14 protein-coding genes are annotated in these 14,751 nt (G+C 47.4%); 4 read left to right on the top strand and 10 right to left on the bottom strand.

Annotation, left to right across the window (positions count from 1 at the left end):
* Positions 1–624: 624 nt before the first annotated feature.
* Genes mutT through pilB form a run of 7 tightly spaced genes read right to left on the bottom strand, consistent with a single transcriptional unit; the run spans position 625 to position 6,602 of the window.
* Positions 625–1,017: an 8-oxo-dGTP diphosphatase MutT gene (gene mutT / locus ACFOE0_RS00005; RefSeq protein ID WP_248936382.1), complete on the bottom strand. Its 393-nt coding sequence runs from the start codon at positions 1,015–1,017 to the stop codon at positions 625–627.
* Entirely contained in the window at positions 1,014–1,232 is a 219-nt protein-coding gene (gene yacG / locus ACFOE0_RS00010; RefSeq protein ID WP_248936383.1) for a DNA gyrase inhibitor YacG, read from the bottom strand. The genes mutT and yacG overlap by 4 nt, the downstream gene beginning before the upstream one ends.
* Positions 1,233–1,286: 54 nt before the next feature.
* Entirely contained in the window at positions 1,287–2,021 is a 735-nt protein-coding gene (gene zapD / locus ACFOE0_RS00015; RefSeq protein ID WP_248936384.1) for a cell division protein ZapD, read from the bottom strand.
* Positions 2,014–2,631 (bottom strand): dephospho-CoA kinase, encoded by a 618-nt coding sequence (gene coaE, locus ACFOE0_RS00020; RefSeq protein ID WP_248936385.1) that lies wholly within the window; start codon positions 2,629–2,631, stop codon positions 2,014–2,016. The genes zapD and coaE overlap by 8 nt, the downstream gene beginning before the upstream one ends.
* Before the next feature lie 8 nt (positions 2,632–2,639).
* Positions 2,640–3,557, bottom strand: coding sequence for a prepilin peptidase (locus ACFOE0_RS00025; RefSeq protein WP_248936386.1), 918 nt, complete (start codon positions 3,555–3,557; stop codon positions 2,640–2,642).
* A gap of 48 nt (positions 3,558–3,605) precedes the next feature.
* Positions 3,606–4,862 carry a type II secretion system F family protein gene (locus tag ACFOE0_RS00030; RefSeq protein ID WP_248936387.1) on the bottom strand — a complete coding sequence of 419 codons (1,257 nt, stop codon included), beginning with the start codon at positions 4,860–4,862 and terminating at the stop codon, positions 3,606–3,608.
* Positions 4,863–4,898: 36 nt separating this feature from the next.
* Positions 4,899–6,602, bottom strand: coding sequence for a type IV-A pilus assembly ATPase PilB (gene pilB / locus ACFOE0_RS00035; protein ID WP_248936388.1), 1,704 nt, complete (start codon positions 6,600–6,602; stop codon positions 4,899–4,901).
* A 460-nt stretch (positions 6,603–7,062) separates the two neighbouring features.
* Here pilB and ACFOE0_RS00040 point away from each other — a divergent pair, with 460 nt between their 5' ends.
* Entirely contained in the window at positions 7,063–8,424 is a 1,362-nt protein-coding gene (locus ACFOE0_RS00040; RefSeq protein WP_248936705.1) for an O-antigen ligase family protein, read from the top strand.
* 44 nt (positions 8,425–8,468) lie between these two features.
* On the opposite strand, the gene ACFOE0_RS00045 is transcribed toward ACFOE0_RS00040, so the two are convergent.
* The 3 genes from ACFOE0_RS00045 to nadC all read right to left on the bottom strand — a co-directional run bounded on the left by ACFOE0_RS00045 (position 8,469) and on the right by nadC (position 11,834).
* Entirely contained in the window at positions 8,469–8,876 is a 408-nt protein-coding gene (locus tag ACFOE0_RS00045) for a pilin (protein ID WP_283106471.1), read from the bottom strand.
* A gap of 857 nt (positions 8,877–9,733) precedes the next feature.
* Positions 9,734–10,150, bottom strand: coding sequence for a pilin (locus ACFOE0_RS00050; RefSeq protein WP_346347862.1), 417 nt, complete (start codon positions 10,148–10,150; stop codon positions 9,734–9,736).
* A gap of 823 nt (positions 10,151–10,973) precedes the next feature.
* Positions 10,974–11,834 carry a carboxylating nicotinate-nucleotide diphosphorylase gene (gene nadC, locus ACFOE0_RS00055; protein ID WP_248936389.1) on the bottom strand — a complete coding sequence of 287 codons (861 nt, stop codon included), beginning with the start codon at positions 11,832–11,834 and terminating at the stop codon, positions 10,974–10,976.
* 206 nt (positions 11,835–12,040) lie between these two features.
* Between nadC and ampD the strand changes: the two genes are divergently transcribed.
* The 3 genes from ampD to pdhR all read left to right on the top strand — a co-directional run bounded on the left by ampD (position 12,041) and on the right by pdhR (position 14,733).
* The gene (gene ampD / locus ACFOE0_RS00060; protein WP_248936390.1) at positions 12,041–12,616 is read left to right on the top strand and encodes a 1,6-anhydro-N-acetylmuramyl-L-alanine amidase AmpD; all 576 of its coding nucleotides are present in this window, start codon (positions 12,041–12,043) and stop codon (positions 12,614–12,616) included.
* A gap of 3 nt (positions 12,617–12,619) precedes the next feature.
* Positions 12,620–13,471 carry a beta-lactamase regulator AmpE gene (gene ampE / locus ACFOE0_RS00065; RefSeq protein ID WP_248936391.1) on the top strand — a complete coding sequence of 284 codons (852 nt, stop codon included), beginning with the start codon at positions 12,620–12,622 and terminating at the stop codon, positions 13,469–13,471.
* Positions 13,472–13,980: 509 nt separating this feature from the next.
* Positions 13,981–14,733, top strand: coding sequence for a pyruvate dehydrogenase complex transcriptional repressor PdhR (gene pdhR / locus ACFOE0_RS00070; protein WP_248936392.1), 753 nt, complete (start codon positions 13,981–13,983; stop codon positions 14,731–14,733).
* The last annotated feature ends 18 nt before the right edge of the window (positions 14,734–14,751 follow it).

A 14,751-nucleotide genomic window follows, 5' to 3' on the forward strand; every position in this document is an offset into this window, starting at 1 on the left:
ACGCAGCTGCGCCGATGGTAGTGTGGGGCTTCCCCATGTGAGAGTAGGTCATTGCCAAGCGCCCAATAAGTGAAGAAGCCACCTGAATAAGGTGGCTTTTTTGCGTTTGGGGTTTTAAAAATTTTTAAGGGTATCTGCAAGTTGGGTGTACGTCATTGTCAGGTGACTTATCCACTTATAAGAAAACTGAAAAGACCGACCCCCGACGTCAGCCCTCCCAAAGGGGGCTCCCGGCTCCATTCGTTCCTCATTCCGCGTAAATCCAACACTGAAAGCTGCGCTTCCAGAGCGTGCTGGATTTACCCCCATGTGTTCCCTTCGGGAATTCAGAGTAGGTCATTGCCAAGCGCCCAATAAACGAAGTTTGATGCGACAGATGAACGCGGAGAGCCTGTCTCGAAACTGGCCATTACCAAGCACCTTCTATATCTACCCCTAAGTGTTTCGTACTTAGTCGCTCCAGTCGCTCTCAGTATTCGCGTCCAACTACTTCCATATATAGAGCTTCGCCCTGCGGTTAATTCCCTTCCTTAAACGATGGCTAGTAGCTTGGTAACGATTGCTTGGAGCTAAACAGAGAGCATGAAAAAGCCCGCGTTATGCGGGCTTTCAAAGCTGATAGTGTTATTCGCTGAGTAGTTTGTCGAGAATGACCTTGTTGGCTTCGGGAAACTCGTACTGTTTGAGGTTGTCCTTTGGGACCCATTCCACCTGTTGGCCTTCAAGCCCTTTGGCTTCGCCCGTGAATGAGGTGACAGTGTGGATATCCAGAAAGACTTGTTTGTCGGGATAATCGAAGCTGAGTTCCATAAATGGGGATGTCGTCTCTACATTAAGAGCCACTTCTTCTTTCAACTCACGGGAGAGTGCCTGTGTAACTGTTTCTCCTGGCTCCACTTTACCGCCGGGAAACTCCCATTTACCGCCTTGGTGTAAATGGCCAGGACGCTTAGCTAATAAAACCCTCTGCTGGTCATCAATGATGACACCAACAGCAACATGTACTCGTTTGGTCACTTGTCATCTTCCTTGAAGAAATCCGGATCGTCGTAGCCAATGTTATCCAGTTCATCCAGATCAAATTCGCCTTTAACGGGAATGGTATAGCTCTCACTGGCCCATTCGCCTAAATCAATCAACTTGCAGCGCTCACTGCAAAAAGGGCGGAATTTGTTGTCACTTTTCCACTCTACCTCAGTCTGGCAGGTTGGACATTTAACCGTTAATGGCATGCTTTCTCCGGATAGCTTAACTCGGAATGATTGTAACTGATTTAAGTCTTGGTATCAGCGGCAAGCAGCCAGCTGAAACTCGATAGCCTTATCTGTATGTTTTTGGGTGTCAAAGTCGACGAAGTGGATTGCATAGCGGTTTCGGTGGCCGCTTATCGTGGGATAGCACCCCTGAGCTGTATCCACTTTAACCCGAATAAGGCTAAGAGGAACATCACTGACCCCTTGGTAGAAGCCGGCATTAGCTGTTACAGAACTAAACTCAGCAGTATCTCTGGTGAGCTTCAGCAGTTGGCTGACGGTATGTAGCAAAGGTTTAAATGATGCTATCCATTGCTCATAGTCATGACATCTTTGCTCAAAAGGCTGACCCAGCCAGAAGTGAAGTTGAGGTAAGTCGAAGTTGCAACAGGCGCCCGGCATATTGAATCTTTGTCTTAACGCCTGTAAAAACCTGTCCTGTTTCAGTTCACTACCGAGCCTGCCGGGTGTTTGCAATGATTCCCTCATTCCCATCATGGATGCAATGAGCTCATCGATTTGTTGGGCATTAGCCTGAGGTGAAGAACGCCACGCATTTAGCAGATGCAGCTGCTTATCGATATCCTTGATGACATCACTGCGGTAGTCACACCTCTCGTTTAGCTCACAGAGGGAAAATAGAGGATAAAAGCATCGGTGTTGATAGTCGTGGGTAAGGTTTTGGATGAGTTGCTCACTTAAATACTCCAGCCGCAAATAGCTACGTATTTTTTCATTAAGCGGCTGTTCGTATATTAAGTCAGTCATTATCGGGGCTCAGTTTTGCTTGTTCTAAGAATTGTTTATGCAACTGCATGACCTGATGCTCTAATTGCACCAAGTCTCCCTGATTATCGATCACATAGTCGGCTCTTGCGAGTTTGTCTTCCCTGCTCATTTGGCTGTTGATGATGCTCTGTACCTGAGCTTCGTCAACATCATCCCGTTGTGATGTCCTTGTTATTTGCAGTGCTGATGGAATATCCACCAAAACGGTCTGGTTAACTAAACTATCTAACCCATTTTCAAATAGCAAGGGGACGACAAGAATCACATAGGGGGAGGTCGCCTGCTGGAGCTGTTTAAGCATTTCCTGCCGAATAAGAGGGTGGAGCAGGGCGTTTAACCACTCCCTTTCATCGGGGTGATTAAAGACGAGACCTCTTAATTTCCTGCGGTCCAGGCTGGCATCCGGTAGCAACATCTCCTGCCCATGACGGGTAACAATAGCCGACAGCCCCGGCGAACCGGGTTCCACGACTTGCCTGGCAATGATGTCTGCATCGACCAGGGTAATGCCCTGCTTTGCAAACAGGTTCGCAACCGTAGTCTTACCGCTGCCAATCCCACCAGTCAGGCCTATTCTGAATCGACTCATGGCAACCTCTACAGCATGTTTCCTAAATACCAATCAATAATTTGTTGACCATAGACCAAGGCAATCCAGCCTGCGGCCGCTATATAAGGCCCAAAGGGAATAGGCTTTTCACGGGATAGGCGTTTGGCCAGAATCATGGCTATGCCCACGATGGCACCGACCAGAGACGACAGCAAAATAATAACAGGCAGAAACTGCCAACCTAACCAGGCTCCGAAGACTGCCATTAGCTTGAAGTCGCCATAGCCCATCCCCTCTTTACCTGTCAGTAGCTTGAATAACCAGAATACAGACCAGAGCGACAGGTAACCCGCCACAGCCCCTATGATAGCGCTTTGCAGATCGGTAAAGGTTCCCGGGAGGTTGACCAATAATCCGAGCCATACCAACGGAAGCGTCAGTTGGTCTGGTAGCAGCATTTCATCCAGATCGATAAATGTCAGCGCAATCAGGATAAAGGTTAACAGAGCGGCGAGGGCAAATTGGATGTTGGGGCCAAAATGCCAGGCTAGTACGGCTACAAGCAACCCCGTGAGAGCCTCGACAACAGGATAGCGCGCCGAAATTGAGGTTTTACAGTTAGCGCATTGGCCTTTAAGCATTATCCAGCCCAGTACCGGGATGTTTTGCCAGGGTTTAATCTTGTTGCCACATTTGGGGCATGCCGAACCTGGGGCGATAAGATTATAACGCTCGGGATAATTGTCTATGGGGGCAGTTAATTTCTTCAGCGCCGACTTATCCAGTGAGGAGGCGTGGTACTCCTCTATATAGGCATTGCACTCCTGTTGCCACTCCCGTTTCATCATCACAGGCATTCTGTGAATGACTACATTGAGAAAACTACCGATTGTGGCTGCGAAAATAAAACTCAAAGTAATAAAGAGCCAGGGATGCTGGCTCATCAATTGAAGAAATTCTGACATTGGAGGACCGTTATTTTTATGATGACAGTGCTGCAACTTAGCAGCCTGTTAGCCTACCACATTACCCATCTGGAAGATTGGCAAATACATGCCAACAATCAGGCCACCCACCAAAGTGCCGATTACGACCATCATAATGGGTTCAATCAGACTGGAGAGGCCGTCAACGGCATCGTCTACCTGCATTTCATAAATATTGGCAACTTTATTAAGCATATTATCGAGAGAGCCGGACTCTTCACCAATCATCACCATTTGGATCAACATATCCGGAAACAGGTTAGGCGACCGCATAGCCACATTCATCTGCATACCGGCCATCACATCCTGCCGGATTTTTAACAGCGCTTTGCGATAGACTGCATTACCAGACGCTCCTGCGGCACTTTCAAGACCTTCGATCAGAGGCACACCGGCGGCGAAAGTTGTTGCGAGGGTGCGGGCAAAGCGTGCCATGGCCCCTTTATGGAGAATATCTCCTATGGCCGGGATTTTCAGAACAAACTCATCGACTCTGTCCCTGACCATTTGTGAATTTCTGTGAGCTCTGACAAACAAGAAACCACCAACGGCCAACCCACCAAATATAATGTACCACCAAGCTTGCAGCCATTTGGAAATCCCAATAATCATCTGAGTAAAGGCAGGTAGTTCTGCGCCGAACCCTTTGAAGATCTCTTCAAATTGAGGCACTACCATTAATAGCAGCAGCGCGGTTACACCAATGGCAACAACCACAACCGCAGCTGGATAGAACATGGCTTTTTTGATTTTGGATTTAAGCGCCTCAGCCTTTTCTTTATAGGTGGCGATTCTGTCGAATACCTGATCCAACGCGCCAGAATGCTCACCAGCTGCAACCAAGTCAACATACAGATCATCAAAATATTGTCTGTGAGGACGCAGAGCATCTGATAGAGGAACACCTGACTGAACTTCAGTAACAATGGTTCCCAGCAACTCTCTCATCTTGGCTTTTTCATGGCCTTTACCCAGCAGTTCAATGGTGGTAACCAAAGGAACACCGGCTGCCAGCATTGTGGCTATTTGACGAGTGACCATGGCGATATCCATGGCACTGATTTTCTTTTCAGATTTAAACAGTGGAGGATTTTTTTTACGCACTGTTTTGGGAATTATGCCCTGCAGCTTTAGCTGACTACGAACTTCCATCACAGATGAACCACGGAATTCACCTGAAGTCTTTTTGCCATCTTTGTTAAAACCTTTCCACTCGAAAGTATGGACAGTTGGCTGCTTATTCTGATTTTTTCTCCGGCTCTTTGATTTTACCGCAGTTGCCATAATGACTTTCCCTGTTTCTCGAATCCGTTAACCAACTCAGACACTGGTGACCCGGTTAACTTCAGTAATGCTGGTGATACCCTGAATGACTTTTTGCAATCCTGACTGGCGAAGATCTTTCATTCCCTGTGACTTTGCCATATCTGCCATTTGCAGCGAGTTACCGCCTTCCATGATAATTCGGGCGATCTCATCGCTCATTTTCATCACTTCATAAATACCCACACGGCCTTTATAGCCTCCGGCACAGTTGTCGCAGCCTACGGGCTTGTATACGGTGAAACCTTCCGCGATTTGCGCATCGGTAAAACCAAGGTTTTTCAGCTCGTGCTCTGGCACCTCTTCCGGCTCTTTACAGTCGGCACAAAGACGTCGTGCCAAACGCTGAGCAATAATCAGGTTTACCGAGCTGGCGATGTTGTAGCCGGGAACTCCCATATTGACCAAGCGGGTCAGAGTTTCGGCTGCAGAATTGGTATGCAGGGTAGAGAGCACCAGATGACCGGTTTGGGCGGCTTTAATGGCTATCTCTGCGGTTTCCAGATCCCGGATCTCACCTACCATCACCACGTCGGGATCCTGACGCAGGAAAGATCTCAAAGCAGAAGCAAAGGTCAGACCTGCCTTAATATTAATATGGACCTGATTTATCCCTTCGAGGTTAATTTCAACCGGGTCTTCCGCTGTGCTGATATTGCGCTCTTCGGTGTTAAGGATATTCAAGCCGGTATAAAGGGAGACTGTCTTACCCGAACCTGTCGGACCAGTAACAAGGATCATGCCCTGGGGTTTGGCTAGCATCTCCAGATAAGCTTGTTTTTGTTCCGGTTCATAGCCCAGTTTCTCGATGCCCAACTGCGCCGATGAGGAGTCGAGAATACGCATTACGATTTTCTCGCCCCAGATGGTGGGCAGGGTACTGACACGAAAATCTATGCTTTTGGTTCGGGACAGCTTCATTTTGATACGGCCATCCTGCGGAACCCGACGCTCAGCAATGTCCAGCTTGGACATCACCTTGAGGCGTGCGGCTAAACGTCCTGCAAGATTCACCGGAGGCTCTGACACTTCGTGCAGGATGCCATCAATACGAAAACGTACACGGTATCGCTTTTCGTAGGGTTCAAAGTGTAAATCTGACGCTCCTTTACGAATCGCATCAGTGAGGATCTTGTTTATGTAAAGGACGATGGGAGCTTCATCCCCCTCTTCTCTGTCATCGTCCTTGCGTTCAGTATCCTGAACCTCCATATCAGCCAGTGCCGACTCATCCAGGCCGGACATATCCAAGGCGCTGAGATCATCTTCAAGAACAGCTTCGAGGGCTTTAGACAGCTTGTCCTCTTCTACCAGAATTGCTTCGGCATGCAGGCCCGCGCTGAACTGGAAATCTTCAAGGGCTGAAATATTGGTGGGATCAGATGTACCGATATAAAGTCGGTTTCCACGTTTGAACAAAGGCAGACAGCGGTGTTTTTCGATCAGCTTTTTGTTAAGAAACTCTTCTGGAATGGCTTTTACATCAAACTCATCCAGATCCAGCAGAGGCGTGCCATACTCCTGATAGCAGAGTTCTGCCACCGCTCTGGCAGAGATCAGGTTTTCCTGAACAATTACTGACACTAGCGCCTGACGGCGCTGGCGTGCTTTTGATACAGCTGCACCAAGCTGCTCTTCGGTGAGCAGGCCTTTGCGGACAAACAGTGTTGAGAGTCCCAAGTGCAATCCTGTTGTTGGCATTAAAATTCCTTCTATGGAAACCTTTGTTGAAGCAGGTTGGCAATCAAGTGAGGTGCCACTCTCTTCGTGTCAAACTTTAATGAGCTTGATCTTTTATATCTGAGCAAAGTTGCTGCTCAACGCGCGAGTCCTGGAAACTACCCGAGAAACGATTGGCGCTTTGACGAAACCAAATAAAGTCATTATGTCACTTGCTGTCTTTACGTAACGGTAAATTCGCGCAGTAAAATTTGATACATTACCCTGCATAATAACTGACATCGCAACCTTATAACATTAGTACAAAGAGTGCCTGATTTGAACCAGAAAGTGGGCTCAGTTGCTGGTAACACCGAAATAACTGAGGGAAATTTTCGACATCGGCTGGATTTTAAGCGACCCATGGATCGGCTTGTGGTGTTGAGTGGTAACCGAAGTCCCAAATGATAAAACCTGTGATAAAGGAACTAACACTTTGAATATGATACAGCTGCCAGAACAAAGGCCCTCGGTAGTTTTTGGTTTGTTTTGGGGAGTTATTTTTCTGACTGCAACTGTGTTATCACCCTATGTATATCCTCTCACAGGCTTCAGCGTTGGCAGTTCGTATGATTTAAAGCGCCTGTTAATGCTGTTGGGAGCGGGGGGGTCTGCGATTACCCTGATAGCGATTCCTTCTTTGAAGTTGATCAGGCTAAGCCCACTATTGCTTGTGTTGTTCATTACTTTTCTTGCGCTGGGTTTAGTTTCTGCGATGCTCAGTGAATCGCCAGAGTGGGGATTGGTCGAACTTTCCAACTATTGTCTTTTGTTGGCAATGTTCTGGGTGTTTTCTTCTTATATCAGTATTGTTGGAAGGCAAACGGCTTTAAGAGGTATTTTTGCTTTCACTCTAACTTTTTCATTGTTCCTGTTTGCGCAGTTTGTGCTGAATTTACTGTTTCATTTGGTAGATGGAGTCACGCCAAATATCCATGATTTGGTATCAGGTTTTGGCAATGTTCGTTTTCTTAACCAGTTACAGGTGATGCTTCTTCCCATATTGTTGCTTCCCCACTTCGACTGTCGCTTAAAGGCATACCGTCGAATATCGACTTTTACTGTTGGTTTCTATTGGGTTTTACTGTTTCAGTCTGAAGCGAGGGGGGCCTTACTTGTTCTCATTGCTGCCAGTTGGCTGATATGGCTGCTGGCACCTACAAAGGTTGGAGACCTACTTAAGAAAGTACTTTTCAGGTCTTTGTTTCTGGGGCTGCTTATATGGCTGGTATTCGTCATTTTCCTTCCATGGATGTTCACAGAGGAATTTGGCTTTGAACTAAGAACCTCCAGCTCCGGTAGGTTAGCCACCTGGTGGTACTTATTGCAGGAGATTCCTAATAGACTTTGGCTGGGGGCTGGGCCTATGGGGTTTGTTTGGGCTGAGGGGAAACCTATTCCTCATGCCCATGCCCATAATTCAGTGATGCAATTGTTGTATGAGCATGGAGTATTGGCTGGAATTGTGGTGCTGGGGTCTACTGGCTACTGGCTGAAAAAAGTCCTGCTTCAACAGGCTCTGCTTGCATCAGATTACCTGATTCGTTTTAGTTTATTATCCGGACTTGGTTATTCACTGCTAAGTGGCGTAATTGTCATGCCGGTATCTCAAATGGTGCTGGTGTTAGTGATTGCGTTAGTGAGTCAATCTAATACAACTGATAAAGCAAATTATCCTGCATGGGTTAAATGGATTTTAGCAACCTGTCTATTAGTTGCGGTCTTGGGTGTGGCTAAAAGTTATAAACCTGCAGAGCTAAAGCTCTTTTCGGCTCCCAGAACTTGGCAGGATCATCAGCGATAAAAAACGCCAGCATTGCTGGCGTTTCAGTTTGTATCTATTCTAGGTTAGGAGCCTAATCCTGCACCCTCTATGCATAGATCTGCATCAGTATTGTTTCCTGCTTTATCTGCAGTATAGGCTACCGAACCATCAATCTTGACTGTACCAACGATCTGGCAGTTGTCCCCTGCGTATGTAATTGTGGATTCTTTATCTTGTTCCATCGTTCCTGTTACACCAGCCGCTGCAGTTATATTTGCATTAACTGTGTCACAAGCAATGCCTGAGCTAACGCAAGCAGATGCGGTTGAGGCTAGACCGCCTACGGCTTTCATGCCTGCACCTGCATCTGCTGTCACTACATAATCTCGGTACGCTGGCAAAGCGACTGCAGCGAGGATGCCGATAATGGCCACTACGATCATCAGCTCTATCAGAGTGAAACCCTGAGCTTTATTATTCATGCCTTTCATTGCTTTCTCCATGTTCTCTTGTGCCTTCTATGACTGCCCTTGTGTTGGCTTTGTCAGGCTGTAATTAAGTTTTAGTTAGTCGCGCTGTTCACCCGATGAACAACTGGCTTGGCAAACTTATTTGGTGCTTGCTCCAGCCCTGGATAATCCCTGAAAGTCACGGCTTAGATACGACAAAAAGCTGTGTGTCCCTGCATCCCTGTTATTGGTATTGTGTTGCCTTTTCCATGGCCGTTGCCGGAGTTCCGGCTGTTGGCGTGCCAAGGGCAGCCTTGCATGCTCAATATGACAACAAACTGAACATGTCACTAACACTAGTACAAACTATGGCAGATTTGAACAGAAAAAGTTGTCCATGCTGCAGAAAATATTGAAGTTTGCGAAAAGATGTGTGTCAAAGTCAGCTTTTGTGACTGGTAATTGGCGAACAATGCCTTAGTGATAACTTTTTGACGCTAATAGTCTCAATAGTAAGCGCTTACATGTTTTTGAGTTTATCTGGCTGATTTCCAGATGAAGATGTTCAAAATACCTCTATTGTTAATGCGTGTGTTGGTTTTGTTGTAATTGCAATGGTGAGTTGAGTCGTGATAGCTCACTGTCTTTTTATGTTGAAATTTAGATTTGCCGAGGAGATAAGTGATTTCTACGGTTACAGGGTAGGGCTTGCCATACTAGCTGTCCTCAATTTACAAAGCTATTAGTTGCGTAGTAAACCAAATCCAACACTGCACTTTCTCGTAAAATTCAGGGGTTCCTGAGGCGCTAGAGCTCTTCCCGGCTCTTAGAATTTGGACGGATAATCACAAACAAAAAACGCCAGCATTGCTGGCGTTTCAGTTTATATCTATTCTAGGTTAGGAACCTAATCCTGCACCTTCTATGCATAGATCTGCATCAGTATTGCTTCCTGCTTTATCTGCAGTATAAGCTACTGAACCATCAATTTTGACTGTACCAACGATCTGGCAGTTGTCCCCAGCGTATGTAATCGTGGATTCTTTGTCTTGTTCCATTGTTCCTGTTACACCTGCCGCTGCAGTTATATTCGCATTAACTGTGTCACAAGCGATGCCTGAGCTAACACAAGCTGATGCTGTTGAGGCTAGTCCACTTACAGCTTTCATACCTGCGCCAGCGTCGGCAGTTACTACATAGTCACGGTAAGCTGGTAAGGCCACAGCAGCCAAAATACCGATAATCGCCACTACTATCATCAGTTCGATCAGGGTAAAGCCCTGGGCGTTTTTCTTCATTGAGTTGATACCTTTCATCGTCTTCTCCATTGTCTGCCGGGAGTCACCAGAGGCGTATTACATTAAAGGCATGAAATAACACCTACCGGGCGATGTGCTCCAAATGGCAAGTTTGACTGCTCATTGAATCTGGTAGCCGCAGCACCATTTCATTTGCAGGCCCGAAAAATAATTGCTTTTTTGTGTATTTATCGTGCTGATTACGAATAAAGCGGGCCGGGAAAGCCACCGAATAATTCACTAATCCGTAATCATGCAAAATACCCAGTTTTGTTATAGGAAGAGTTGAGTGCCACTGGTATGACATCAAACAATCCGGCTAAAACGTTAATACAAAGTAACTCTAAATGGAATGACTTATATTAATAAAGTGCCAAAAAATCGGATTAAAAGCTGCAGGTGGATGATCTTCAGGTGATTGATAGGGTGCGTATTTTTGACGTTTGATGCATTTATTGTCGCTTTTGCTTAAATGTCAGTGAGTTGTTGTATTGGCCTGTTTGTTTAAATATGTGTTATCGGCAGCTATTGATGGTTTTAGATATTTAAAATTAGTCTCATGGTGGTCATAAATTCTTATTGTTGTGCTTTACGTAGAGTTTTGGTGCGCGATGTGGGGCGGGTTTTATAACCGCTATGAGTGTAGACGAATGTTAATAGAAAAATCTATTTTAATAAGAGCCAAGAATTCCTTTTTTGCTGGTTTAATATGTTGGGAATTCTGTTTGTTGTGGTTATTACTGTTGTTTCTGGCTGTTGAACACTGGAATATAAAAAGCCCCGAGCAGGTCGGGGCTGGTACGCACTTTGTTCAGCAGTTGGTTAAGGGCTAGTGTTCAGCTCAGTGCTTTAGTCGCAGTGACAAATCCAGTGCTCTGACATGCTTGGTGAGCGCGCCGACAGAAATATAATCAACGCCGGTTTCGGCATAGCTGCGGATAGTATCCAGAGTCACGTTGCCTGAGACTTCCAGTTTGGCACCGGCGCCATTGGCTTTGTAGTCATTATTGATGCTGACAGCGTCGTGCATCATGGTGACATCAAAGTTATCCAGCATGATGATGTCAGCGCCTGCATCAAGTGCCTGTTTCAGCTCAGCCAGAGACTCAACTTCAACCTCTACCGGCTTGTCGCTGTGCAGTTTGCGGGCGGTGGAGACTGCAGCCTCAATGCTGCCGCAGGCCATAATATGGTTCTCTTTGATAAGGAATGCGTCGAACAGACCGATTCTATGATTTTTTCCGCCGCCGCAGGTCACTGCATACTTTTGTGCGGTACGCAGACCGGGAATGGTCTTGCGGGTGTCCAGCAGATTGGTATGAGTGCCTGCCAGTTTATCCACATAGCGCTTACTCAGCGTGGCAACGCCAGACAGAGTTTGAATAAAGTTCATGGCAGTGCGCTCACCGGTGAGAATCGCGCGGGCAGGGCCGGACAGTTCACACAGTACCTGATTGGGTACGACTAGATCGCCATCATCAACATGCCAGTGCAGGGCAACCTGGCCACCCAATTGATTGAATACCTGCTCGGCCCATGCCTTGCCGCAGAATACCCCTTCTTCGCGGGTAATCAGTGTGGCTTCAGCATATTTATCAACAGGGATCAGTTGGGCTGTAATATCACCACTGATGGCATCCTGTTGACCCAAATCTTCTTCCAGTGCGGCTTTAACGCTCAGGCGGATATCATTTTCTAGCATCTGGCTGTCCTTACAAACGGCTATAAAGGAGGGGAAGCGGCCCAAGATTAGCATAATTTGCGTCTGTGGGCAGTTGGCTGTGTGCTCAGTGGTCGCGGGTTTTCGGCAGGTTTAATGTCAGAGTCGTGCTGCTATTGTCACTGTCATAAAACTGGTAGAGTATTGAATTAATTTATACATTCTAGGCGCAGAGGCGCGCAGTGCCGATGAAAAGGGAAATGCAGGGGTGGTACGCCGATGCCATGCAGCGACCATCTCCCCATAAAAACAGCCGGCCTTTAGACGAAGTCAGCCTGCTGGTGATCCATAATATCAGTCTGCCTGCAGGTCAATTTGGGACACCTTATATAGACGATCTGTTTGCCGGTTGTCTTGACTGCCATGCCCATGAGAGTTTCGTTGATTTACAGGGGCTGGAGGTGTCGGCGCATTTTCTGATCCGCAGAGATGGTGAGCTGGTGCAGTATGTCAGTTGTGACGAGCGGGCCTGGCATGCCGGGGTTTCCAGTTTTGACGGCCGGGAAAACTGTAATGACTTTGCCGTGGGCATTGAGTTGGAAGGTACAGATACCCTGCCTTTTACCGATGAGCAGTACGACAGATTGATACGACTAAGCTTTAGCTTAATGCAGGACTACCCCGGAATCACTCTTGAACGGATCACAGGACACAGTGATATCGCGCCGAGACGCAAGACAGATCCGGGGCCATGTTTTGACTGGGCAAGGTTCAAAGCCGGCGTCAGCGAGCTGTTGTCAGGGGAAGTAACTGAGGAAAAATAACCGATGGCTTTATTTTCATTATTGATGGCGATCTTGGTGGAGCGACTGAAGGTTTTGCCCGCCAGCCTGCAGTTTGATCATTTGCTGGCTATTTACCACAAGCAGTTATTCCGGGATGAGCAGGTCAGCAGCGCCGGTATGATGGCGTTGGCTCTGGTATTGCCAGCATCGGCATTGTATGTGGTCAGCTGGGCGGTGGCAGGTCTGTTCTGGGGTGGCTTGACTTTGGCTCTTTGGGTTGCGGTAGCAGTGCTTTGTTTTACCCACAAAGCCCAGCGGGATGCATTTAAACGATATGTACAGGCCGCTTGCCGGGGTGATGTACAGGCTTGTTTTCACTATGCTCAGGAGCTGGATTGCAGCGAGTGTCTGGACGCGGTGGACCAATGTCAGTTGGCTGCCCGGGTAGGGCAGAGTGTAGCCTGGACCAACTACAGATATTACGGTGCGGTGGCGCTGTACTTTATTCTGGCAGGCCCCATAGGTGCCGTACTCTATTGTACCGTGCGCTTTTACAGTGAGGAGAAGCTGAAACGCAAGCTGGACCTGCCCCTGGTAGACGAATTGCTGTTTTTGCTGGACTGGATCCCGTCCCGCCTGTTTGCCTTTGGTTATGTGCTGTGCGGTGAGTTCAGTAAATCCATTGATGCCTGGCGCAAGCTGGCCCTGAGCCCAACTACTCAGGCCAGGGATATCATAGTGCAAACTGCTGTTGCGGCTGAGCCCCAGGCCTGTGACAGAGAAGAGGGAATAAGTCTGCAGCCGACCATTGCTATGTTGGCACTTAGCAAGCGCAATTTTATCCTGTTGGTTTGTGTACTATCCCTGCTGACCATATTTGGTGTGGTCAGCTAATATAACAGGGCGCCTGCGTAGGCGCCCTGTTGCTGTTTCTTCCCGGATATCCGGGGTATCTGTTTACTGTTGTTGCCCGCCAATTTTTCCTTTCGCTTTTCTGTTGCTCTTCTCTCTTTTTATCTTCGCGACTTTGTTTAAAAAAGCAGCGGTCGAACAAGTCAAAAACAAAACTTTCTGGCTGTAGCATTCGGGATTAAACTGCTTACACTTGAGTAACCTTCTATTTAACTTTTTCGCCGTTTGGAAGTGATTAACAGGAGTTCATATCGGGTTTAGCCGTTATATGGGCGATGTTTAACTGTTTTTGCTTGAAAAGTGCGCAAACATTGATTCAGGTCATGATTTTGTTGAATAGTCTGATCTGTCCAGTTTAATGCTTGCTGTTGTTCACAATCTGCCGCTTGGTTTGACCAGTGTCACGCTATGGACAGAAAAAGTGTGATTTGATAAAGTGCGTCCACTCATATAAATTGGTAAGACCAATTGACAAAGGAGCTGAGGGCCAGATGGCTTATAGCAAAATTAACCAACCAAAGCTTTCAGATGTGATCATGCAGCAGCTTGAGCGGATGATACTTGAAGGCAGCTTACAGCCAGGGCAAAAACTCTTGCCTGAGCGTGAGTTAGCCATTCAGTTTGAGGTCTCCCGTCCGTCTCTGCGTGAAGCTATTCAGAAGCTGGAAGCTAAAGGTTTGTTAACACGTCGCCAGGGTGGTGGTACCTATGTTAAGGAACAGCTCTGGCAAAGTCTTGCCGATCCAGTAGTAGAACTTATGCACAACGACTCAGAAAGTCAGTACGACCTTCTTGAGTTTCGTCACGCCACTGAAGGCATGATGGCCTACTTTGCCGCCCTGCGCGGAACAGACGCTGATATGCAGAATATCAAGCGTATGATCCTTGAAGTGGAAGCGGCCAAGGGCATTGAAGAGCAGGCAGCAGCTATTGTGCGCTTTTACCGCGCCATTGCTGAAGCGTCTCACAATGTGGCCATGTTGCATCTGGTACTGAGTTTATCCACTGTGCTTGAAAAGAACATTGCACAGAACCTGGAGCTTCTGAGCCGTCGCCAGGAAGCCTCCACAATCGCCAACGAACATCGTCGAGGCCTGCTGGCTGCGATTGTTCGCCGTGACCCACATGCCGCGCGCGAAGCGTCAAACGAGCACCTTAGCTACATCGAAGAAGTGATGCTAACTGTCAGGGAAGAAGACAGTCGTTTGCAGCGTAGTTTGCGTCGTATGAAGGGCGGTGTGTAAACCGCCGGGAAGCAGTTC

This window comes from Shewanella submarina (assembly GCF_042646185.1).
Lineage (GTDB): Bacteria > Pseudomonadota > Gammaproteobacteria > Enterobacterales > Shewanellaceae > Shewanella > Shewanella corallii.

Coding starts and splice junctions, on each gene's coding strand:
- pilB (WP_248936388.1), bottom strand. CDS start 6,602: ATGCCAACAACAGGATTGCACTTGGGACTCTCAACACTGTTTGTCCGC.
- ACFOE0_RS00040 (WP_248936705.1), top strand. CDS start 7,063: ATGATACAGCTGCCAGAACAAAGGCCCTCGGTAGTTTTTGGTTTGTTT.
- zapD (WP_248936384.1), bottom strand. CDS start 2,021: ATGACTGACTTAATATACGAACAGCCGCTTAATGAAAAAATACGTAGC.
- coaE (WP_248936385.1), bottom strand. CDS start 2,631: ATGAGTCGATTCAGAATAGGCCTGACTGGTGGGATTGGCAGCGGTAAG.
- ACFOE0_RS00030 (WP_248936387.1), bottom strand. CDS start 4,862: ATGGCAACTGCGGTAAAATCAAAGAGCCGGAGAAAAAATCAGAATAAG.
- yacG (WP_248936383.1), bottom strand. CDS start 1,232: ATGCCATTAACGGTTAAATGTCCAACCTGCCAGACTGAGGTAGAGTGG.
- nadC (WP_248936389.1), bottom strand. CDS start 11,834: ATGCTAGAAAATGATATCCGCCTGAGCGTTAAAGCCGCACTGGAAGAA.
- pdhR (WP_248936392.1), top strand. CDS start 13,981: ATGGCTTATAGCAAAATTAACCAACCAAAGCTTTCAGATGTGATCATG.
- ACFOE0_RS00025 (WP_248936386.1), bottom strand. CDS start 3,557: ATGTCAGAATTTCTTCAATTGATGAGCCAGCATCCCTGGCTCTTTATT.
- ampD (WP_248936390.1), top strand. CDS start 12,041: ATGAAAAGGGAAATGCAGGGGTGGTACGCCGATGCCATGCAGCGACCA.
- ampE (WP_248936391.1), top strand. CDS start 12,620: ATGGCTTTATTTTCATTATTGATGGCGATCTTGGTGGAGCGACTGAAG.
- ACFOE0_RS00050 (WP_346347862.1), bottom strand. CDS start 10,150: ATGAAAGGTATCAACTCAATGAAGAAAAACGCCCAGGGCTTTACCCTG.
- ACFOE0_RS00045 (WP_283106471.1), bottom strand. CDS start 8,876: ATGAAAGGCATGAATAATAAAGCTCAGGGTTTCACTCTGATAGAGCTG.